Source organism: Arthrospira sp. PCC 9901 (assembly GCF_059013425.1).
This window is the reverse complement of the sequence record NZ_CP102296.1, coordinates 131728-153984: the sequence shown is the minus strand read 5'-3', so window position 1 is coordinate 153984 and position 22257 is coordinate 131728. Positions and strand designations below refer to the sequence as shown.

21 protein-coding genes and 1 pseudogene are annotated in these 22257 nt (G+C 45.7%); 12 read left to right on the top strand and 10 right to left on the bottom strand.

Annotated elements, in window-relative coordinates:
* Positions 1-4 precede the first annotated feature (4 nt).
* Positions 5-343 carry a TMEM14 family protein gene (locus tag NLZ44_RS00805; RefSeq protein ID WP_006669584.1) on the top strand — a complete coding sequence of 113 codons (339 nt, stop codon included), beginning with the start codon at positions 5-7 and terminating at the stop codon, positions 341-343.
* Positions 344-428: 85 nt separating this feature from the next.
* Here the strand turns inward: NLZ44_RS00805 and ygfZ are convergent, their stop codons facing one another.
* Positions 429-1478, bottom strand: a complete 1050-nt coding sequence (ygfZ, locus tag NLZ44_RS00800; RefSeq protein WP_493751575.1) for a CAF17-like 4Fe-4S cluster assembly/insertion protein YgfZ — start codon at positions 1476-1478, stop codon at positions 429-431.
* Entirely contained in the window at positions 1475-1858 is a 384-nt protein-coding gene (locus tag NLZ44_RS00795; RefSeq protein ID WP_493751574.1) for a hypothetical protein, read from the bottom strand. The genes ygfZ and NLZ44_RS00795 overlap by 4 nt, the downstream gene beginning before the upstream one ends.
* 96 nt (positions 1859-1954) lie before the next feature.
* On the opposite strand from NLZ44_RS00795, the gene NLZ44_RS00790 reads away from it, so the two are divergent.
* The 6 genes from NLZ44_RS00790 to NLZ44_RS00765 all read left to right on the top strand — a co-directional run bounded on the left by NLZ44_RS00790 (position 1955) and on the right by NLZ44_RS00765 (position 9721).
* Positions 1955-4279: a response regulator gene (locus tag NLZ44_RS00790; protein WP_493751573.1), complete on the top strand. Its 2325-nt coding sequence runs from the start codon at positions 1955-1957 to the stop codon at positions 4277-4279.
* A gap of 6 nt (positions 4280-4285) precedes the next feature.
* The gene (locus tag NLZ44_RS00785) at positions 4286-4657 is read left to right on the top strand and encodes a response regulator (protein WP_493751572.1); all 372 of its coding nucleotides are present in this window, start codon (positions 4286-4288) and stop codon (positions 4655-4657) included.
* A 2-nt stretch (positions 4658-4659) separates the two neighbouring features.
* Positions 4660-7332: a chloride channel protein gene (locus NLZ44_RS00780; protein ID WP_493751571.1), complete on the top strand. Its 2673-nt coding sequence runs from the start codon at positions 4660-4662 to the stop codon at positions 7330-7332.
* An 82-nt stretch (positions 7333-7414) separates the two neighbouring features.
* On the top strand, positions 7415-7621 hold the full coding sequence (locus tag NLZ44_RS00775) for a hypothetical protein (RefSeq protein WP_008050950.1): 207 nt from the start codon (positions 7415-7417) through the stop codon (positions 7619-7621).
* A 108-nt stretch (positions 7622-7729) separates the two neighbouring features.
* The gene (locus tag NLZ44_RS00770) at positions 7730-8332 is read left to right on the top strand and encodes a GNAT family N-acetyltransferase (protein ID WP_493751570.1); all 603 of its coding nucleotides are present in this window, start codon (positions 7730-7732) and stop codon (positions 8330-8332) included.
* Between the two features lie 18 nt (positions 8333-8350).
* Positions 8351-9721 carry an aminopeptidase P family protein gene (locus NLZ44_RS00765; protein WP_008050952.1) on the top strand — a complete coding sequence of 457 codons (1371 nt, stop codon included), beginning with the start codon at positions 8351-8353 and terminating at the stop codon, positions 9719-9721.
* A 49-nt stretch (positions 9722-9770) separates the two neighbouring features.
* Here NLZ44_RS00765 and NLZ44_RS00760 read toward each other — a convergent pair whose 3' ends face one another.
* The 3 genes from NLZ44_RS00760 to murC all read right to left on the bottom strand — a co-directional run bounded on the left by NLZ44_RS00760 (position 9771) and on the right by murC (position 12876).
* The gene (locus tag NLZ44_RS00760; RefSeq protein ID WP_493751569.1) at positions 9771-10121 is read right to left on the bottom strand and encodes a YbaB/EbfC family nucleoid-associated protein; all 351 of its coding nucleotides are present in this window, start codon (positions 10119-10121) and stop codon (positions 9771-9773) included.
* 135 nt (positions 10122-10256) lie between these two features.
* Positions 10257-11219: a UDP-N-acetylmuramate dehydrogenase gene (murB, locus tag NLZ44_RS00755; protein WP_493751568.1), complete on the bottom strand. Its 963-nt coding sequence runs from the start codon at positions 11217-11219 to the stop codon at positions 10257-10259.
* Positions 11220-11286: 67 nt separating this feature from the next.
* Positions 11287-12876: a UDP-N-acetylmuramate--L-alanine ligase gene (murC, locus tag NLZ44_RS00750; RefSeq protein WP_493751567.1), complete on the bottom strand. Its 1590-nt coding sequence runs from the start codon at positions 12874-12876 to the stop codon at positions 11287-11289.
* A 297-nt stretch (positions 12877-13173) separates the two neighbouring features.
* Here murC and NLZ44_RS00745 point away from each other — a divergent pair, with 297 nt between their 5' ends.
* Together NLZ44_RS00745 and NLZ44_RS00740 are read left to right on the top strand one after the other, a co-directional pair.
* A complete protein-coding gene (locus tag NLZ44_RS00745; protein WP_493751566.1) occupies positions 13174-13329 on the top strand; it encodes a hypothetical protein in 156 nt (51 codons plus the stop codon).
* A gap of 166 nt (positions 13330-13495) precedes the next feature.
* Complete coding sequence (locus NLZ44_RS00740) at positions 13496-14512, top strand: type I glyceraldehyde-3-phosphate dehydrogenase (protein WP_493751565.1); 1017 nt, start codon at positions 13496-13498, stop codon at positions 14510-14512.
* A 27-nt stretch (positions 14513-14539) separates the two neighbouring features.
* Here NLZ44_RS00740 and thiL read toward each other — a convergent pair whose 3' ends face one another.
* The 3 genes from thiL to NLZ44_RS00725 all read right to left on the bottom strand — a co-directional run bounded on the left by thiL (position 14540) and on the right by NLZ44_RS00725 (position 17357).
* Positions 14540-15532, bottom strand: coding sequence for a thiamine-phosphate kinase (gene thiL, locus NLZ44_RS00735; RefSeq protein WP_493751564.1), 993 nt, complete (start codon positions 15530-15532; stop codon positions 14540-14542).
* A 29-nt stretch (positions 15533-15561) separates the two neighbouring features.
* Positions 15562-17037: an isochorismate synthase gene (locus NLZ44_RS00730; protein ID WP_493751563.1), complete on the bottom strand. Its 1476-nt coding sequence runs from the start codon at positions 17035-17037 to the stop codon at positions 15562-15564.
* Between the two features lie 164 nt (positions 17038-17201).
* Positions 17202-17357: a hypothetical protein gene (locus NLZ44_RS00725; protein ID WP_493751562.1), complete on the bottom strand. Its 156-nt coding sequence runs from the start codon at positions 17355-17357 to the stop codon at positions 17202-17204.
* Between NLZ44_RS00725 and NLZ44_RS00720 the strand changes: the two are divergent.
* The 3 genes and pseudogenes from NLZ44_RS00720 (at position 17356) to fabG (ending at position 20778) form a co-directional block, all read left to right on the top strand.
* Positions 17356-18733, top strand: a pseudogene (locus tag NLZ44_RS00720) (cytochrome P450). The gene NLZ44_RS00725 and the pseudogene NLZ44_RS00720 overlap by 2 nt on opposite strands.
* Before the next feature lie 36 nt (positions 18734-18769).
* Positions 18770-19666: a 2-carboxy-1,4-naphthoquinone phytyltransferase gene (menA, locus tag NLZ44_RS00715; RefSeq protein WP_493753075.1), complete on the top strand. Its 897-nt coding sequence runs from the start codon at positions 18770-18772 to the stop codon at positions 19664-19666.
* A gap of 416 nt (positions 19667-20082) precedes the next feature.
* On the top strand, positions 20083-20778 hold the full coding sequence (gene fabG / locus NLZ44_RS00710; RefSeq protein WP_493751561.1) for a 3-oxoacyl-ACP reductase FabG: 696 nt from the start codon (positions 20083-20085) through the stop codon (positions 20776-20778).
* Between the two features lie 77 nt (positions 20779-20855).
* On the opposite strand, the gene NLZ44_RS00705 is transcribed toward fabG, so the two are convergent.
* On the bottom strand, positions 20856-21935 hold the full coding sequence (locus tag NLZ44_RS00705) for a sensor histidine kinase (RefSeq protein WP_493751560.1): 1080 nt from the start codon (positions 21933-21935) through the stop codon (positions 20856-20858).
* A 125-nt stretch (positions 21936-22060) separates the two neighbouring features.
* Positions 22061-22252: a PAS domain-containing protein gene (locus NLZ44_RS00700; RefSeq protein ID WP_493751559.1), complete on the bottom strand. Its 192-nt coding sequence runs from the start codon at positions 22250-22252 to the stop codon at positions 22061-22063.
* Positions 22253-22257 lie beyond the last annotated feature (5 nt).

Here is a 22257-nt window from a genome sequence, read left to right as displayed (position 1 = left end):
ATTGATGAGTTTAGGTATGATCGCCACTCTCCTTTATGGAGTTTTGGCAATTGTTGGGGGAATTGTTGGATATAAGAAAGCCCAAAGTAAGATTTCTCTAATAGCGGGTGTCAGTAGTGGTATACTGTTATTGGTGGCAGCTTTGGGACAAGCCCAAGGCTGGGAATGGGCGTTAATTTTTGCCCTAGTTATTTCCGTGGTTTTAGTATTAGCTTTTGTGGGTCGATATGTGAAGACTCGAAAATTTATGCCGTCCGGTTTAATGGTAATTTTAGGAATGGTGGCGATCGCTGTGATGGTTTATCAAATTATTGGCGGTTTCAATACTGGGCTGATGGTTTAAAAGCCCAACTGCGAGGCGGGCGGGTGATTTCGTCTAACCACTACCCGCCCTGTGTTAATCCCCTCAGTTAATGATGTTTAAAATCTCAGCTTTCAGGATGGCTTAAAAAAGGAACTGCTACCACTGTAGCCGTTGTGTCTCCTAGGGATACTTGCGAGCCTTCGCCCCCCGCTTTTGTGCGGATATAACCCAAGCCAAACCATCCCTCTTGAGTCTCGGTAATGCTGGTAAGTTTACCGACTTTTTCATCCTTGAGATTAATCACGGTTCCCGGTTCCACAAAACCCGAAAGACGCAAACCCCATAATCGTTGTTTAACTCCTTTATAAGTGTTGAGACGGGCGATGGTTTCCTGTCCGATATAACAACCTTTCTCAAAGGAAATATTACCCCATAATCCCGCTTCTAGGGGGTTATAATCTTCTGTTAGTTCCCGATCGGGTGTGGGGCGACCCTGGAGAATGCGGAGTTGTTCCCAAATGCGATCGCCCAAAGGAACAGCCCCAGCTTCCGTCAGAGATAGCCACAAATTCCCCGCCGCCTCTGTGGGAACTATCAGAGTGTATCCTTCCCTAGCCAAACCACTACCGATCGCCACACGAACCGAAATATTAGCGATATGATCAACCCAGTGATTTCCCCGGGTGAGATTTTCAGCCATGGTAGCCCCCAGTTTTGTCAGTAGAGAGGAACTTTCCGGTCCAATGAGACTAAATATCGCCCACTGGTCGCTGATGTCTTTTATGTTAACCCTATCCATGGGGAAAATATAGCGGTCTAGCCATTGTAGCAGGTGCTGACGGCGATTCGGCGAAACCAGTAATAACACCGCCTCCTCGGTCATGTAAGCCGTTGCTAGATCGATATTTCGGGCGGTGGAGGTGACAAATACTGTATCACATCCCTGTCCCGGTTGGCGATCGCTAATAGAATTGGTGCTTTGGTTGTGGAGGAAAGATAAACGATCTTCCCCAGAAAGTTCTAATAGTCCCCAATGGGAGCGATCGCATAACGCCACCGTCTCCTCGGAAGCATTCAATGCTTCAGTGTCATTATCAAAACTGAGGGGAACCTGATTAGCTTCATCATATATGGCTTTGGTATTCGCGTAAATCTCTGGGAGGGTTTTAGTCATTGTTCTGTTAAATTAGCAAAAACTTTCTCGATTAAGTCTTGAGTTTTGCGATCGAGTTTATCCCAATCTACATCTCCTGTATTATCCAGTAAACTGGTATCAATTTCCACCTCCTGGGGTTGGTCGGGTGTATGGGTGGGCTGGTAGTCCTGGAAACAGACTTGATAACACAGATCCCAAACATCAATGTTTACTTGTTGGCCATTATGCTCTAATTTAAGTACATAACCCGGATAGGGGGTGGTATGGGTTTCATAACTTCCCTTCCAGATAGATGTTTCCAGTTGCTTGCGAATGTTATCTAGGACTCTGATTAAAGCTGGCTGCATGAGTATTTCAGCTTGCTGCCAAGCCAGTTGGTTTTTAATTTTGGGTTTCATGGATATTAGCCGATGAAGGGTCTATTTAGCTATAATTTACATAAAGATGGCGATAATAAACCATCAAATTTTAACATACAGTAACCTCAATTTACCATGAAAATTCTTTTAGTGGATGATGATCAATATTTGAATCAACAATTATCCAAATCTCTGAAAGCTCATAATTATGTAGTTGATATAGCGACCGACGGCGAATCGGGATGGAACTATATCGAAAGTTTTGAATATAGTTTGGTTATCCTAGATATTATGTTGCCGAAACTGAATGGGATTGCACTATGTCGAAAATTGCGATCGCATAATTATCAGATGCCAGTGCTATTATTAACAGCTCGTGATAGCTGCGAAGACAAGGTTTTAGGGCTAGACGCGGGGGCTGATGATTATCTAGTCAAACCGATTAGGGCTGAAGAATTAATCGCCAGAATGCGCGCCTTATTGCGTCGTGCGACCATTTCTTTACCGCCAGTAATCCATTGGGGAGACCTAACTTTAAACCCGGCAAAATGCGAGATTTCCCACCAAAAATCGGTCTTGCATCTCACCCCCAAAGAATATGGATTGATGGAATTATTTATTCGCAGTCCCTATCGTGTTTTCAGCTACGATACCATCATCGAACATCTCTGGTCAATAGAAGAACCTGCGGCCGATAACACTGTCCGCGCCCATATTAAAAGCCTACGCAATAAGCTAAAAGACGCTGGCGGAAACCCCAAGTTAATTGAAAATGTCTATGGAATGGGATATCGGATTAAATCCCTAGATGAGGGGAGTTTTAGTCATAAATATTCATCCTTAACCAGCCACCCTTTGTCCGTAGATGAAACCGTTACGGAGATTTGGGCAAAAATCAAAGACAAAACCATAGCTAGAGTTGAGAGTATTCAAGCAATAGCTATGGCTAATTCCCAAGATTTAAATGATGAAAACAACCCCCGCCAATATGCCTATATAGAGGCTCACAAACTAGCGGGTTCTTTGGGAACTTTTGGATATGGTCGAGGTTCCGAAATCGCCAGAAAAATCGAATACTTGTTAGCGGGAGAACAACCCCTAGACACCGACAAGCAAACACAAATTGAGCAATTAACTGAAGACCTCTTAAAGGAGCTGAAAAAAACGCCGGCCAAACCCCAAATAAAAGAGATGAAAAAGCACCCCAAAACCACTGTGCAGTCATTGTTGATTGTTGATAATGATACCATCCTAGGGGACCAAATTATTAGGGAAGCCCATAGTCGTGGTTTAGAGGCTCGACTGGCTCCTGGTGTGGGGATAGCCAGAGCCATGATGGTTGAGTATCAGCCCAGTATAATTTTACTAGAATTGAACTTTCCCAAGCCGGAAGAAGATGGGTTAATGCTATTAGAAGATATCGCCTATCATCACCCAGAAATTCCGGTGGTCATATTCTCAAGGCGATCGAGTTTTATAGATAGGCTGACGGTGTGTCGTTTAGGGAGTCGGGCGTTTCTGCAAAAACCGATGTCTAGCCATCAAATTGTGGAGATAGTCACAGGAATTCTCAATAATAATACCATCACCGGCAAAATTATAGCGATCGATGATGATCCGCAAATTTTGGAACTATTAGAAGCCCTGTTGTGTCCCTTGGGATTAGAGGTAAAAACCCTAAATACTCCGCGAAAATTCTGGCAAGTCTTAGAAAGCTCTAACCCGGATTTACTAATTATTGATGTAGAAATGCCCCATTATAATGGCATTGATTTATGTCAGGTAATTCGCAACGAACCCAGATGGCGTTATCTGCCGATTTTAGTATTAACCAACCACACAGACCCAGAAACTAGAGCGGAACTATTTAGAGCCGGTGCTGATGATTTTATCAGCAAACCGGTAGTCGGACCGGAATTAATAGCCCGTTTATTTAGTCGTCTGCATCGCAGTCGTCTGTGGCGTAATATAGCGGAGATAGACACCTTAACCGGAATCGCAAATCGCTATAAATCAACTGAAGATATAAACCGATTAATTCGGATGGCTGGTCGTCACAAACAACCCCTGTGCTTTGCCATTTTAGACCTGGACAATTTTAAAGATATTAATGACCAATATGGTCATGATACGGGGGACTGGGTTCTGCACCGATTTGGGGAAGTTCTCAAAAAAGTGTTTCGCCAGGAAGATATAGTAGGAAGATGGGGAGGAGAAGAATTTGCGGTAGCCATGTATGGTACTTATAAACAAGATGCCATTAACCGACTGCAAAAAGTTTTAGAAGAGTGGCGTTTAGAGGTTCTAGTCCCAGAAGATAATATAGCTTTTTCGGTCACATTTAGTGGGGGAGTAGCTCAATATCCAGAAGATGGGCAGGATTTACAACTACTGTATCGAGTGGCAGATACTATTTTATATGAAGCCAAACAAGCTGGACGTAATCAAATTCGCGGATAATTTACCATGAGCCAAACAGTTTTAATTATTGATGATGATGAGGATATTCTATTTGTGGCGGAGAGCTGTTTACAACTGCAAGGGAAATGGCAGGTACTCACAGCCGCATCAGGAACGGAAGGATTTACCATAGCCAAACAACAGCAGCCGGATGTGATCCTACTAGACCTAGTTATGCCGGGTGTAGATGGAGAGGCTACCATAAAGATGCTCAAAAATGATATCATAACTGCGGAAATTCCGGTGATTTTGATGACGGCGAAAAATTCCCCGAAAGAACGATCGCTCTATTTAGGATTAGGAGCGATCGCCATCATTAACAAACCCTTTGAACCCCTAGAAATTTCCGATCAAATCAGTAATGCTCTAGGTAACTAATCGTGTACTGGCCACCCTTAACCCATCAATTCCAGAGCCTCGCCAAATCCATAATTGGCGGTTCCAAAAGGCTGGCCATTTTAGAAGCCGGCTTAATCGGATTAATTTCAGGAATAGCCGCCTTTTTTCTGAGAACAGGAGCCGGGTGGTTAGGGTCTTGGCGAGTCCAAGGTTCCGCCCACTTTTCAGCTTGGCTATTTTTACCCATATTAGGCGTAGTCGGGGGGCTGTTGTCTGGTTTCCTAGTCGAACGCATAGCCCCAGAAGCAGCCGGAAGCGGTATCCCCCAAGTTAAAGCAGCCCTAGGGGGAATCAAAACCTCCCTAGATCTACGGGTAGCAGTAGTCAAACTGATCAGCACCATGATCACCATGGGTTCTGGATTAACCCTAGGACGACAGGGGCCAACAGTACAAATCGGAGCCGCCCTCGCCGCCTGGGTAAGTCGTTGGGTTCCCACTTCTCCCAACTATCGCAAACAACTAATCGCCTGTGGAGCCGCCGCCGGACTAGCCGCCGGGTTTAACGCTCCCATAGCCGGGGTTTTATTCGTAGTGGAAGACCTCCTACACGACATCTCAGGATTAACCCTCGGACCCGCCATTATCGCCTCATTTACCGGGGCGGTAGTATCCCGGCTATTAGGAAACAAAGCCATGGGACTACCTCCCACCATAGAGATACCCCCAGAAGCCCTATATCAACAATGGTTAATTGAACCCCTAGAAATCCCCTTTTATATCCTGGTGGGTGTTCTCTCGGGAGTATTTGGGGTGTTATTCAGTCGGGGAATTATTACCTTTCAGAAATTTAACCGCCATACCCTCAAATTAGGACTACCCCTGAGTATGGCTGTGGCGGGTCTAATTTGTGGGATGGTTATTGCTGTGCTACCAGAGACTTTTCGAGATAATGCCGGTTTGCGAGAATATATCCTCAAAGGTAATATCCTCTGGACAACCACAGCTCTAGCTTTTGTGGTGCAGTTTTCCCTAACTACCATGGCGGCGGGTTCCGGTGCGCCGGGGGGATTATTTGCACCATCCCTAATTTTAGGCGCGGCTTTGGGGAATACTATTGGCTTATGGGAAGAGGCAACGATCGCCTTACAACCTCACACCACTTTTGCTTTTGCCGGAATGGGAGCCTTTTTCTGTGCCGTGTCTCGGACTCCCGTCACCGCCGTGGTGATTGTCTTTGAAATTACCACCGATTTTAACTTGGTTCTGCCACTGATGATCTGTTCTGTGGTCTCCTATTTGGTAGCCGAAAAGATAGAAAAACATTCCCTATACGATCGCCTATTGGCTTTGAGTGGCATTGAATTGGAACCTGACCAAAATGCTGACCGGGTAGCCTTAAATATGTTGCACGCTAGGGATGTTATGCAGCGACAGGTAGAAACTCTCGAAGATCAGTTATCCCTAGAACAGGTTAGGTCCGCTTTTTCTCAATCCCATCATCGCGGCTTTCCCGTAGTCAACCAGGGTAAATTGGTCGGTATTATCAGCCAAACTGATATGGCAAAGATTAACCAACAAGACATATCAGAACAAACCCCCCTACATAAGCTGATGACTCCCCAACCTGTTACTATTTACCCTGATGCTCCCCTCAGTGAGGTTCTGTATCTGTTGGGACGGCAAAAACTCAGTCGCCTTCCCGTGGTGGAGGGACGGCATTTGGTGGGAATTATTACCCGCAGCGATATTATTCGCGGTGAACTTGGATATATTAGCGGTAATCACCAGGTGGGGCATCATGCGACCCCCTCCTACGTGGTTTATCAAACTCGCGGCCCCATGGTCGGTCATGGGCGACTATTGGTGGCTTTGAATAATCCCACTACCGCCCCGGCTTTGCTACATATTGCGGCGGCGATCGCTGCTGAACGTAATTATGAGCTAGAATGCTTGACTATTATTACCATTGCTCGCAATTTGTCCCCGGCGGAAACTCCGGTATCCATTACTAAATGTCGCCGTCTACTTCGCCAAGCTGAACGTATTGCCAAAAGCTGGCGGGTTCCTATTCATACTCAAATTAGGGTCAGTCATGATGTGTCTGGGGCGATTTTGGAGACCGTGCAAGAACGAAATATTGATTTGACTTTGATTGGGTGGCAAGGGGAAAGGTCCGCCACTAATCGGGTTTTTGGCACTGTGGTTGATACCATTATTCGACAAGTACCCGGTGAGGTGGTTTTGGTGAAGTGGGGAAAAGATGTTAACCCCATTTTTAGTGACCCCTCAGATCAGCGATCGCTCCAGTTTCCTGTTTGGCGACGTTGGTTAGTTCCTCTGCGAACTGGGGGACCTCCACCAGCGGCAATGGGCATTTTACCCGGTTTGGCTAGGTTGAGTTTGCGCCCCGATATCCGACTGTTAACTGTGGTTAAAAATGCTTTGTCTGAGGCGGAAATGGCAAAGCTAGACCACTTAGTTGACAGGTTGCAGGGTTCCATTAATGGGGAGGTGGTGGCAACTGCTGTTTGTGCTAGGTCTGTGGTTGATGTGCTTTTGGATATTGCTAATCATGATTACTGTGATGTGATTGTTTTGGGTGCTAGTGGCGAAAGTATGCTGCAACAGGCGATTAAGGGTAATATCCCCGAAGCGATCGCCCGTGGTTGTCCTTGTACTGTCATTTTGGTACGCCCACCTATTATGAATTGACCAGGTTTTGTTTTTGGTCAATAATTCTGCTATAATTTCGGCGGAATTGTCTGACTATTAACTGCCAACTTCATTGGAAATTATGACCGAACCCAAAAATCAACACCTGACCCACGCCTTAAATCAACTTATTGGTGATTATGGCATTCAAACCGTTTTGGATTGCCTCGCCGATCGCTGCTTGAAAGAAGCTGATTTTTTGAGGAGCGATCGTAGTACCGACTTGGCCGAAAATTGGGAAGAAATCGGCAAGGGTTTAAAACATATTTTAAGCCGATGGCAAGAATAAATTAACCCCCAAAATATGGGGTAATATGCTTGACATTTTGGATAATTTGTGCTTGTATCAGATAGGGTTATTGCTATTGATTAATTAACCATAAATCCCTTAATCTTAATGGATGTACTCAATGTTAGTTACCGCGCTGCTAATCCTAGGGATGTCCTAGAAATTGCACCACTCATCAGACTGGCTGCCGGGGAGATGATGGATTTTTTACTCCAGCCTCTTCATCAACAATTAACCGTTGAACAAATACTAGCCAGAATGATTCAGTCAGAAACTTCTGTTTTATCTTATCAAAACATTGAGGTTGCCTATAGTCATGGTCGCATTATTGGCATGGCGAACAGCTATCCGGCTAATGCCGATATCATCACAGAAGAGATGAAACAGTTATTTAAGCCTGACCGTTTGGCTATTATCGAGGCTTTTGATAACGCCAAAGTTGAGGGGAGTTGGTTTCTTAATATTTTGGCGGTTAAGTCACCATATCAACGGCAGGGTATTGGCACATCATTAATCTGGCGAACCAAGCAAAAAGCCTGGGAATCAGGATTTTCTACCTTGAGTTTAGTTACTCAATCCGATAACTTGACGGCGATTCGCTTATATCAAAAAAATGGGTTACGAGAAGTTCAAACCCTGGAAATTCATCCCCACCCCAAAATAAGCGATCGCCTCAGTTATATTTTAATGAGTTGTGACCTCACTATCTAAATAAATTAACCCCGAATTATGCGACTTCCTCAACCTTCTGAAGGTCTGGTTAATAGCTTATATCAGCGCCGCCAAAAATTAGCGCAACTGGTAGATTTTCCCGTCCTGTTGTGGTCTGGTGGTGTGCGATCGCGCAATTTTCCTGCTAATATTTATCCTTTCCGCGCCAGTAGCCATTTCTTATATTTTGCCGGTCTATCCTTAGTCGATACTGTCATCCATTTAGAAGGGGGAAAACTGACCCTATTTATGGATGACCCAGACCCAGATAGCGCCCTATGGCATGGGGACAGTCCCTCACGCGATCGCCTCGCTGAAATTATCGGTGCCAACTCCGCTTTTCCCAAATCGGAATTAACCCAAAAAAGCCATAATGCTGCCACCGTCAGAGTGCAAGACCCAGCCACCCTTGCCGAAATGGAACGCATTTTAAAGCGCCCTGTCATGGCTCCAGCCGCCGCCGTAGGTCAAGATTTAGCGTTAATCAAAGCCATAATTAACCTCCGTTTATGCCATGATGATGCCGCCCTGTCCGAACTCAAAAAAGCCGCCACCGTCACCGTCAAAGCACACCAATCCGGAATTTTAGCCACCCCCACAGCCAGCCACGAAAGTGATATTAGGGCAGCCATGGAAGCCGTCATCATCGCCTATAATATGACCTGTTCTTATAATAGTATAGTGACCACCGAGGGTCAGGTATTACATAACGAATTATACCATAATCCCCTGAAATCCGGTGATTTATTATTAGCAGATGTCGGCGCAGAAACCCCTGGGGGATGGGCTGGAGATGTCACCCGCACCTGGCCAGTTTCCGGCACTTTTTCCCCTACCCAAGCCGATATATATGATATAGTATTAGCCGCCCATGATGCTTGTATTGAGCAGGTCAAACCCGGTGTAGAATATAGGGATATTCATTTATTAGCGGCGGCGGTTATCACCGAGGGATTAGTAGATTTAGGGATTTTGCGAGGACAGGTAACCGAATTAGTAGAAAAGGATGCTCACGCCTTATTTTTCCCCCATGGTATCGGTCATTTACTAGGGTTAGACGTTCATGATATGGAAGACCTAGGAGACTTAGCCGGATATGCTCCTGGGCGCAAAAGAAGCGATCGCTTTGGTCTAGGTTTTCTGCGTTTAAATAGACCCCTAGCCCCCGGAATGCTAGTCACCATCGAACCTGGTTTTTATCAAGTTCCAGCCATTTTAAATCACCCACCCAATCGCGAAACCTATAGAGATATGGTAAATTGGGAACAACTCGAAAAATTTGCCGATGTGCGTGGCATTCGCATTGAGGATGATGTATTAGTCACCGACAGCGGCCGGGAAGTTTTAACCGCAGCCTTACCCAGTCAAAGACATCACCTGACAAAATAAGTGAGACTCTAAAGCCTCACTTAGCCACCGCTCAAAGGGGATAAATAATTTACAAACCTGGTAGGTTCAACCCACCAGTCAACTCTTCCATGCGTTCCCGCATAGTAGAGGTGGAGTTATTATAGGCTTCCTTCATGGCAGTTAAGATTAGATCAGAGACTACATCAGGTTCCTCTCCCAGCAAATCAGGAGATACTTCTACCCGGCGAGGTTCTTGGTTCCCACTGAGATAAACCTTCACCAGACCACCACCCGCTTCTCCGAGGACTTCGAGTTCGTCTAATTCTTCCTGAAGTTTTTTCGCCCCTTCCTGAACCTGCTGGGCTTTTTTAAAAGCCTCGGCTAGTTCCTTCATTTTACCAAGGCCGAAGCCTCCACCGAATCCTTTTCCTTGTGTCATAACTAATTTTCCGTTGCGTCACCGACGCTCTGAGTTTTCCATAAGACCTAGCTTAACCCCAGATTGTACCAGAAGTCTTGCTCTAGGAACAATCATGGCGAATCAAACTGGCTTCACACAGCCAAAATTCTCAGCCTAACAGACTTTGAAGTCTCCGAGGATTCTCACCTCTGGCTCTAACAAATAGGACCACTGATGCTGAACTCGCTCTTGAACATGGTGTATCAGTTGAAAGATATCACTAGCGGTAGCCGAGCCGCAATTCAAGATAAAGTTAGCATGGCGTTCGGCCACTTGAGCGCCACCAATTTTATAACCCTTTAATCCCGCTTGTTCAATCAACCAGCCGGCCTTATGGGGTCCAGGGTTACGAAAAACACTACCACAACTAGGTAAATGGTAGGGTTGAGATAGCCTTCGCTGTTGGAAATGTTCTGTAGTCTCAGCCATAACCTGTTCTGGGTCATAACCCGGCTGTAACTGGAATGTAGCCTGAGTAACTAAGCGATCGCTTCCCTGTAGATTAGAAGTACGATAGCGGTAGCCCAATTTTTCCGGGGGTAACACATGGAGAGTTCCCGAACGTTCCAGGATATGGGTATTAACTAAAATATCTGCTGTACAAGAACTATGAGCGCCAGCATTCATAACTATCGCTCCTCCGACAGTTCCCGGAATTCCCACCGCCCATTCTAAGCCACGCCAACCCATACGAGCAGCTTTCCAAGCCAAGCGGGGTAAAGAAGCACCCGAACCCACCGTAAGCTGTCCAGTTTCCTGGTCAAAGTGAGTATGTCGCAGATAACGAGTACCAATCACCAAACCGCGCAAACCTCGATCGCTCACCAAAAGATTAGAACCGCCGCCCAATAAAGTGATAGGTAGTTCTTCAGCATTAGCCCATTCCAAACAGGCTAGTAACTGATCTAATCTTTGAGGTGCAGTATACCAGTCAGCCGGGCCTCCCACCCGAAACGAGGTTAGAGAAGCTAGGGAAACTTTAGACCGGATCAAACAGTCATTACCCAGGAGGGTGATGGAGCGTTCCGGTTTTCCGTTCACTTGACCTAGAGAGCCAGAGGAAACAGTCATGACCATAATCAAATACTTATTTAATGAGAAATGCCTGTAATTTAATCAGCACATTACATGAGTTAATATCCAGTTACGCAGTAACAGTGGGATTGATGCCAGAATTGTCATCGGATTGAAAGAATGCCATCACCTCTGGAATTACTCGGTTGAGGTTGCCAGCACCCAAAAACAGGACCAAATCTCCTGGTTTGAGCAGTTGACACAAGCGAGTTTTCACCGCCTCTAGGGAGGGCTGGTAATCGACATGGGGATGATTTTCAGCAACGCGCGCGGCCAATTTTTGACCATTAATCCTGCCCGGATTGGCTTCTCCGGCGCTATAGATCTCCGTGAGCATAACTAAGTCTGCATCACCAAAGCACAGAGCGAAATCCTCCATAAGGGTTTCGGTGCGGGTGTATCGGTGGGGTTGAAAAATGGCGACCACTCGTTTAATTTCCGAGCTGGGATGAATAGGGGTGATAGCTGCTTCCGAGAAAGTGGAGCTAAGACCCTGGGAATTTTGAAGCCGTCCCCTAGCAGCAGCAAGTGTTACTCGAATTTCGCTAGGGTGGTGGGCATAATCATCAACAAATTGAATACCCCCATAATTCCCCCGATATTCAAAGCGTCGTTTAGTCCCCGGAAATTGTGCGATCGCCTGAGCAATCACAGAAAATTCCAAATTGAGTAACCGACCCACAGCCACGGCGGCCAAAGCATTACTGAGATTATGGGCTCCCAGCAATTGTAACTTTAGCAGACCGATCGCCTCACCTCGCTCATAAACCTGAGCGATGATGCCATCAGCTAGATATTGAACAGCATCAACAGTATAGTCGGCATTAGACTGGGAGTTAATGCTGTAGCTAATGGTAGGTTTAAGGTAATCTCGAACCATTGTGCAGTCAATGCACCCCACAATAGTCTCACATTGATTGGCAAAAATCTTAAAGGTCGAGATCAATTGATCAAGAGTTTTGTAGTGGTCAGGATGATCAAGTTCAATATTAGTCACAATCCCTATATGGGATGCTAGTTTAACCAGGGAACCATCAGACTCATCGGCTTCGGCGACCAAATAAGGGCCATGTCCCACGCGGGCATTTCCTTCCCAAGCGTTCACCTCGCCACCCACCAGAATTGTCGGGTCCAAACCAGCTTTTAGCAATAGAAAAGCAATCAAGCTGCTGGTTGTAGTTTTACCATGAGTGCCGGCGACGGCAATACTTTGGTACTCAGCCATCAAAGCGGCTAGTAGGTCTGATCTATGAAAAATCGGACATCCTAACTCTCGGGCGACTTGATATTCGGGATTTTCGGGATGGATAGCTGTTGAACAAATAACTTGTGGCAGTTGCTGTGCTAACTCGGGGCTGGAAATAGATGGTTCTATGGGTAATGGTGCTTTCTCCGAGGAGATTTTCCCAGATACGACAGAAGCCACTGACTCCCAATTATGCTTGGGGGTTTTAAAAATCTCAAAGTTGCTGGCATCTTGACTCCAAAAAATATGAGCCCCCATGGCTTGTAATCGCTCTGTGATATGGCTATTTTGGAGATCCGAACCGAAGACAGGCAAATTTCGCTCGGCTAAAATATAGGCAAGGGCTGACATTCCTATGCCACCAATGCCAATGAAATGAAATGGCCTGCCATGAAAATCGACAGTATTAGGCATTAACTATTCCTCAACACACCACACCACACCTCCAACAGGCGATTATCATATCAATAATTGCCGGTTGTTGGAAACTCAAGAATAACAAACTCTCGGAATTACAACATTCTCAAGCGATCGCTCGGATTAAATGGAGGCAGAACGCTTTATGATATTTGTATACTACATACTCCCCAAAATCGGAAATGACCGGATGCTACCTGCGGAAAATTAGGTTTAGATCAAGGCAAACCGGGGCGGATGCCATATAAGACTCAACACCTGCCATAGCTTCACCCCAGGGCATTTGGGGTCATCATGTCCTCCTTAGATGTGATTACTGAGGCTTATTATCCTAAGTATGCGCCCCTAATCATAGCCGATCGCACCCGGAATCAGAATCCCCCTAACTATCAGAGAAGACAGAATAGCACGGGAAGATCAGCAATTTTGTCTGTACCAGCGGGGATCTAGGGGAATGGACGATTTGCTGTTAACTGACTAGGGACATCCCAGCAAAAGTTTCGATACCTAAACTTCAGAAGAGGTCAGCCTTTAGGGTATGATTGGGGTCAATATAAACTCACGTTATAGAAGGCGTAAGCCTTAGTTGGGCAATACCATCGTTAGGAGGAACAAAGTGATTAAAGTCGCAATCAACGGTTTTGGCAGGATCGGACGTAACTTTCTGCGTTGTTGGCTGACCAGAGGGGACAATACCAATCTGGAAGTTACAGCTATCAATGACACTTCCGACCCCAAGACCAATGCTCATCTGCTGAAGTATGACTCAATGTTGGGGACTTTGCATGATGCCGATATCAAGGCTGATGAGAACTCCCTGATTGTCAATGGTAAGACGATTAAGTGCGTTTCTGACCGTAATCCTCTTAACCTCCCTTGGAGTGAATGGGGTATCGATCTGATCATTGAAGCGACAGGGGTATTTGTTACGGAAGAGGGAGCATCGAAGCATTTATCTGCTGGTGCGAAAAGGGTTCTGATTACAGCCCCTGGGAAAGGTGGTAACATTGGAACCTATGTAGTTGGTGTCAATGACCATAACTATGATCCCAATGCCCATGTTATTGTCAGTAATGCCAGTTGTACTACTAACTGTTTAGCCCCTGTGGTCAAGGTGTTGCAAGATAATTTCGGGATCATCAAAGGAACGATGACCACTACCCATAGTTACACTGGCGACCAGCGTTTGTTAGATGCTAGTCACCGGGATGTCCGACGGGCGCGGGCTGCAGCTCTGAATATTGTTCCTACCTCTACTGGTGCGGCTCAGGCTGTGGCTTTGGTGATTCCTGAACTGAAAGGTAAGCTGAATGGGATTGCTATGCGGGTTCCCACGCCTAACGTTTCTGTGGTGGACTTTGTGGCTCAGGTGGAGAAAACCACTTTCACGGAAGAAGTGAATAAGGCTCTCCAAGAAGCGGCAGAAGGACCGATGAAGGGAATTCTGGCTTATAGCGATCTGCCTCTGGTTTCTAGTGACTATCGCGGAAATAATGCTTCTTCTATTGTTGATGCTAGTTTGACAATGGTTATGGGCGGCGACTTGGTTAAAGTTGTGGCCTGGTATGACAACGAGTGGGGATACAGCCAACGGGTTGTAGACTTGGCGGAGATTGTGGCTAAACACTGGTAAGGGGACTCAGGGGGATTTTGGTTCAGATCAAAAGTGCTGAAATCCCTGTTTTTGGGTCAGGATAATTTCTGAGTTAGAGTGGGTAGCTGTAAGTAGGATGGTTTGGGTCTCTGTTGTGGTAACACCAATGATGGCACTTCCTGGGATGTGTTTGATCAGTTGTTGGGCGCGATCGCATGGTAGACATAAAACTAACTCAAAATCCTCGCCGCCATAGAGTACCCAATCAAGGACGGTCTCTGCTGGGGCTAGTTGGAAAAGGGAGTTAGAATGGGGCAGTTTTTGGGCTTCGATTCTGGCTCCCACTCCACTGGCTTGGCTGATCTGCACGATCGCATCAGCTAAACCATCGCTGCTGTCCATACCAGCAATAATTAGGTGAGGATCGCTATCCCATAGCTTTTGTAGAGTTGGTAATATATCTAGTCGCGGTTGCGGATACTGATGATGGTGTTGAAGCGATCGCTTTTCGGTTTCTGATAGGGATGCACCTAAATTCTCATTTAGCAGCAATTCTAGCCCGGCTCGGGAGTGACCATGAGCGCCGCTGACCATGATCGCCCATTCTGGTTGTGCTGTCGATCGCTTAATAATTCGTTGGGGCGCAACTGTACCAATAGCAGTAATTGAGATGGTATTGATAGGGGAGCGACAAATATCGCCGCCGATAATTGGGGTTTGGAATTGGTCTAAACATTCAGCCATCCCCTCATATAACTGTTCAACCCAGTTAATAGGTGTTTCCCCTCTCAACCCCAAAGCTACGGTAATTCCTAGGGGAGAGGCTCCCATGGCTGCCAGATCTGACAAATTAGCCGATACTGATCTCCATCCTACTGCTATGGCGGGGGTAGTGCGATCGCTAAAATGACAGCCTTCGACTAACATATCAGTTGTCACCACCAGGGACTGATCAGCAAGGGGACTGAGGACAGCGGCATCATCTCCCACTACTTCTAGGGGACAAAACCTTTTAACCATTGCTAATAACCCCTGTTCACCCAGATCTCGAATTTCCATAATGAGCAGTTAATCCAGCGATTTTTGTGTTATACTAAACCCCTGAGCAGAGCTTGTAGTTTAAGTTGAATTTCGGCTAATTCTTGCTCAGGTTCGGAGCCAGCGACTATTCCCGCCCCAGCGAACAGTCTAGCTCGATCGCTATCTATCAAAGCGGAACGAATACCTACGATAAATTCCCCATTACCATGATAGTCTACCCAACCCAAAGGAGCCGCATATAAGGAGCGGTCAAAGGTTTCGTATTGCCTAATTTGAGCGATCGCTACTTCGCAGGGAGTCCCGGCGGCGGCGGGGGTCGGGTGTAGTTTCGCCAATATATCTAAGAGGTGGATATTGGCGGATATGGGGGAGGTTATGGGGGTCCACAGGTGTTGAATATTGGATAACTGCATTAGTCTGGGTTTTGGCGATCGCTCTGGGGTCAAGCCTAGATGCAATAGACGTTCGATGATAAAATCGACTACGGCTTGATGTTCCCGTAGGTTTTTGTCACTGGAGAGGAGGCGGTGGGCGATTTCTGTATCTTCTGCTTGGGTTTCCCCACGGGGGGCAGAACCTGCCAGCGCATCGGTGCTACAATTACCTTGATTGACTGTAATTAGACGCTCTGGACTAGCACCGATAAAGTTTTGACCTTGGCTGTTTCCCGTGGAAAAAATGTAGCAGTCGGGATAAAGCGATCGCAAATTTGCCAGGGAATTGATGAGCCGAAAAGGTCTATCTGAGCAAATATCAAAGGCTTGGGATAGCACAACTTTACTGAGTTTCCCAGTAGCAATTAACTGCAAATTCGCGGATACTGACTTATGAAATTCCCCGACTTGTGGATTCCTCCAAAGTGTTTGTGGGTGTAAGTTTTTGGTTATTTCGGACTGTATTTTGCTACTTTTCAGAGCATTAACCTTGTCGATTTTCCCCCATATAGAGGCAGTTACAGCCTCAATGTCCGATTTTTTGTCAACCAAAACATTGATTAACAAAGTATAGCGATCGCCTTTTTGATACAGTAGAATAGCTGGCAAAAATACCGTGGCGGCGGGGAACACCGGGCGGGAATGATAGTTATCTACATCCGGGTAATTCCTCAAATAATAATGTTCGGAATTGGATTGATAATTGTCCTGAAAAAAGGTGAAACTACAACAGAACGCCGGCGCGGCTAAATTAGACTCCGACCCAGCGATAATCGTTCGGCGAAACCAAGCATCGATAAACTCTTGAGATTTGGCGAATCTTTCCCCGTTGTTAATAGTTAATTTTACCGCAGCATCCCCGCCGACGATCGCCTGTTTTGACTGAGCTTTTTCAAAATAAAAATGTGGCTTATCTTCCGTTAAGAATGCTTCCAGAAACCGGAGAGGGTCAACCGCATCAATTTCCCGAACAATACTAATAATTTGAGGGTCAGAATTGACAAGGCAATTTTGCTGGCACTCACACAGAAAGCGATGCAGTTCCCGGCGGTCTTGCCAAAGCAATTGGGGAGGAGGTACAGCCAGCATAGAATAGAATAACAGATCAATATAGGGATGTTAGCAAGAAAACAGCCTTTGCGCCCAGAAGGTCAGTTATGAGAGCAATATACAACACTGACTGATATTGGTTCAAGACTTGGGAGGCTTGACCTAGCCGACAATTGGGAAAAATCAGTTCGGGAATTATGCCACTAGGCTTTAGAAAAGGCAATATTAGCGATCGCCACTGGGTGGTCTGTGGTAATAAACCTTAACAAATCCGGCCCTAGGAGAGGGTCAGAGGGGGATAAGGCGGTGGTATTATGGATTGACCCACCACTGAATTGGCTGCATTCGACTATACTCATGAAACTGCCTGATGGCCCTAGATTAATGTCCCCCCTGCAAATTTTGCAGCTTGTTATTGATCCTCCCAAATACCTAGAAAACTGTGCCGATAAATATGGCGATCGCTTTACTCTGCGGGTTTTGGGTAACAACTCGCCGCCGGTGGTTTTTTTAGTCATCCAGAGGCGATCGAGGCAATTTTTGCAGGTTCTGAGGGTCTGTGTCCGGCTGATCAACTAGAATTAGGACGCATTACCCATGTATTTGAACCCCTGACCGGCCCACAGTCTTTAATTGCTAAAGACGGGTCGGAACACCAACGTTTGAGACAGTTGTTAATGCCACCCCTACACGGGAAGCAACTACCCCGCTATGGTGAGGCGATCGCCAATATTGCCTCATCAGTGACCGAAAACTGGTCTGTTGGCGATTGTATCTCTATCCGCCAGTATACCGCCCAAATGTCCCTACAAACCATTTTGCAGGTAGTTTTGGGGTTAAGTCCCGGTCCTCTGTATGACCAACTGCAACAGACCCTAGAAACCTATTTAGAATGGGTGAATTCCCCCTCAACTCGTTACAGTTTTTTTGGCCGGCTTTACAGCGAGATCTGGGTGCGGCGAGTCCCTGGGGCAAATTTCTCCGACAGCGACAACAAATTGATGATCTGATTTATACTGCCATAGCCGATCGCCGCCGGGAAGCCACAGGGGAAGATGTCCTATCTTTGCTAATTTCCGCCAGGGACGAAAACGGCGAGGGTATGAGCGATCGCGAATTGCGTGATCAGATTATCACCCTATTGTTGCTAGGTTATGATACCACTGCCTCAGCCACCGCTTGGGTGTTTTATTTAATTCATCAATTCCCCCACATTAGAGATCAACTTGTCGCCGAATTGCAGACCCTCGGAAGTGATAGCGACCCGACGCAGGCGGTGCAACTTCCCTATTTAACAGCAGTTTGTCGGGAGGCTTTGCGTCTGCACCCTATTGCTTTAATTTCTCAGCCTCGTGTGGTGCGTGAGTCTGTGACTATTCGCGGCGATCGCTTTGAACCTGGTACTATCTTAGTGCCGTGTATTCACCTAGCACATATGCGATCGCCAACCTACCCAGAACCCAAAAAATTTCGACCAGAGAGATTTTTGGAACGTCGATTTTCCCCCTATGAATATTTCCCCTTTGGTGGAGGTTCTCGCAGTTGTATCGGCATGGCATTATCTCTATTTGAGATTAAAATCATCTTGGCGATCGTCCTCAGCCGTTGTCAATTTTCCCGAGCTGATTTGGGTCCCGTGCGTCCCGTGCGCCGAGGGATTACCATTGTGCCGTCGGATAACTTTAAACTAATTGTCGAAAATATCCGACCCTCCCCCATTCCCTCCCTGGTTTAAACTAGATTTTTGCCGACCATCTTCACTTAATAAATGATGACTACAAAACTGATTGCTGATTCCAATTCAAAACTTTGGTTAGCTGCCATTAAGCCACCCATGTACAGCGTCGCTATTATGCCGATTTGGGTCGGAACTGCCCTCGCCAAGTCGGAGACTGGTTTAATAAATTGGGGCGTGTTTATGGCTTTCCTAACCGCCGCTATTTTAATCTTAGCTTGGGAAAACCTACTTAATGATGTCTTTGATTCCGAGACTGGCATCGATAAAAATAAACATCATTCTCTCGTGAATTTAACCGGGAATAAAGCCCTAATTTTAACCATTGGTAATATTTGCCTGTTAGTGGCGATCGCCCAAATTATGTTAATCTGTTGGTGGCAGCAAGATTTAACCGTTTTGGGGTTAATCATCCTCTCCTGTTTTTTAGGGTATCTTTACCAGGGGCCGCCTTTCCGTCTCGGTTATCAAGGCTTGGGGGAATTTCTCTGCTTTTTTGCCTTCGGACCTGTAGGAATGTCCGCCGTTTATTATAGTCAAACCCAAACCTGGTCACTGCTGAATTTAGCCGTCTCCCTTATAGTCGGAATAGCCACCACCTTAATATTATTTTGTTCCCATTTTCACCAAGTAGAAGATGATATCGCCGCCGGAAAGCGATCGCCTATTGTCCGCTTAGGGACCCAACGCGGCGCGCAAATTTTACCCTGGTTTTGTGGTAGTATTTTCGGATTAACCCTAATTGGAGTCCTCGGCGGATTTTTCCCAATTTGGACTTTGTTAAGTTTTGCCGGAGTTTTCCCAGCCATTCAATTATGTCGCCATGTCCGAGAATATCATCATCAACCCCAACAGGTTAGCAATTGCAAATTCATCGCCGTTTCCGTTCACTTTTGGACTTGCTTATTGTTAGGCTTTGGGTTTATAATTTAGGCATAGAGAAACATTGTAGTGGACCGTTTCGGCTAAAGAGACAAGGTTTTCATGCTCCAGTGCTGTTCGTATAATCTCACCTACCCAGATTGGCAAGCTGCTAATCTGTAGCACCGGGCGGCTTTATTCATAAAGTCGTGAGGAATTGAGAATTGACAGGGGAGGCGCGCCCCCGCCATTAACAATTAATAATTATTACACATTTATCATAATTCCTCTTGACAAATCTCCTAACTTGACCTATCCTAGAAGAATGGGAAACCGTGCCGCCATATATAATAGTAGAATCAGGGGTCTATGGTGAATTTTCCCTGCCCTAGGATGGGGTTTTTTGCCACCGCGAAGATTTGTATGAGCCTAGATCTGGAACCAGAAAACCATTAAAGTTAATTTAAAGCCGATTATCAATTATCAGGATGAATAATAAACAGGTACTAATCACTGGCGGAACTGGGGGGCTAGGTTTAGGAGTGACACCCCTAGTGCTTAACCAAAAAGCTAAGGTCACGATACCCTATCGCAGTGAAGCAGAAGTCGATCGCCTTAAAGGTATCCTTTCCCCGACGGACTTTGAGCAAATTCGGTTTGTGGCGGTCGATCTCACGGACGAAAACGCGGTTAGTAAACTGATTAATGATATGGGTCGGGTTGATGTTCTGATTCATCTAGTGGGGGGTTTCTCCATGGGTGCTACCCACGAATATAGCTATGATAGCTGGAAACAAGACATAGACCTTAACTTAAATACCACATTCCTTGTATGCAAGCACAGCCTAGCTAAAATGCGACAAAATAACTACGGTAGAATCGTGACGGTAGGGAGTCGTGGTGCTATAGACCCAGCCGGACAATTAGCGACTTACTGTGCTTCTAAGGCGGCGGTAGTGGCTTTAACTAAAGCGATCGCAGATGAAACCAAAAACACCAATATCACCGCCAACTGTGTGCTTCCCAGCGTCATTGACACCCCCAGCAACCGCGAAGCCATGGGTAGTGATAACGCTCACCAATGGGTAACACCCCAATCTTTAGGAGAGGTGATCTGCTTCTTAGCTTCAGAAGCCGCCAAGGACCTACGCGGTGCTGCTATTCCCGTCTACGGCAACATTTAAGCCTACATTCCCGTAGCGTCAGAAGCGACCATATCAAAACCCAGGGAGATGGATATATTCTGACGCACCAGCACCACCTAGGTTTTTTGAGCCGTATCCAAAATGTCAACCTCTACCAACCTTTCTGGGTCTGACCCGCTACTTTTAACGGGGGTTTGATGAATAGGAATCTCTACTCCCAATTCTGTTCCTTGGTGGGGGGTTGACCGACAAATCAATTGACCTTGATGCAGTTGGGTGATAATTTGATAACTAATTGATAACCCTAATCCCGTACCTTTCCCGACAGGTTTGGTCGTAAAAAACGGGTTAAAAATGTGAGGACAAACTTGGTCACAAATTCCTGAGCCATTATCTTTAATGGAAATCCTAATAGACTTGTGATCAATCAGTTGGGTAGAAATTCTAATTTGGCTAGAATGTGGGGAGTTGCGGTCTGGGGGTGGTTTTTGGTCGGATTCTACTAAAGCATCGATCGCATTACTAATCAAGTTCATAAATACCTGATTAAGTTGACCTGGATAACATTCTATTAAAGGTAAGTTGCCATAGTCTCGGATTACCTCGATTTTACCAGATTGTAAGGAAGTTTCTAAGCGATCGCGTAAAATCACCAAAGTGCTTTCAATACCTTCGTGAATATCCACCGCTTTGCACTCCGACTCATCCAACCGCGAGAAATTGCGTAGGGATTTAACAATCTTTAAAATCCGTTGAGTCCCTGTACGCATGGAATCTAACAAATTCTCTAAATCCTCTACCACAAAATCCAGATCTATTTCTGCTTTAAACTCTTCAATTTCTGGCGATGAGTCTGGATATGCTGTTTCATACATTTGGACTAGCTGCAATAAAGTCTCAATATATTCTTCAGCATGAACCAAATTGCCATCAATAAAAGTAACCGGGTTATTAATTTCATGAGCGAGTCCGGCTACTAATTGACCGAGACTCGACATTTTTTCCGTTTGTATTAACTGAAGTTGAGCATTTTTTAATTGACAAAATGCCTCTTCTAATTCCTGGTTTTTCAGGGATAATGCGGCTTCGGCTTGTTTCCGATGGTGAATTTCTTGGCTGAGTTGATCAATTTTTTGATTTAAGACGGCAAAATCTAAATTGGCGGCTGCACTATTTTGTAAACGCAGTAAAATCAAAGCCGGAGATTCATGGGAAGCTGGTTGAATTACCGCACCCTCCGCACGACAGCTTAAATGCTCATCATTGGGGAGGATAAAATTTAAGGAACCGAAGGAGAATTGACGAGTTCTGGCGCAGGTTTTTAAATATTCAATAACTGAATCAGGGGGTTTTCAACAAGTTCTAATAAATTCTTATTTTGCAAGTCTTTAGTGCGACAATTTAGAAGTTTTGATAATGGGCGATTTACCACTAAAATATCACCCTTAACTGTAGCCAAAATTAACGGTTCTGGCAACACCCTAGCCACCTCTAAAAACTGTTCAGGTGTCATAATAT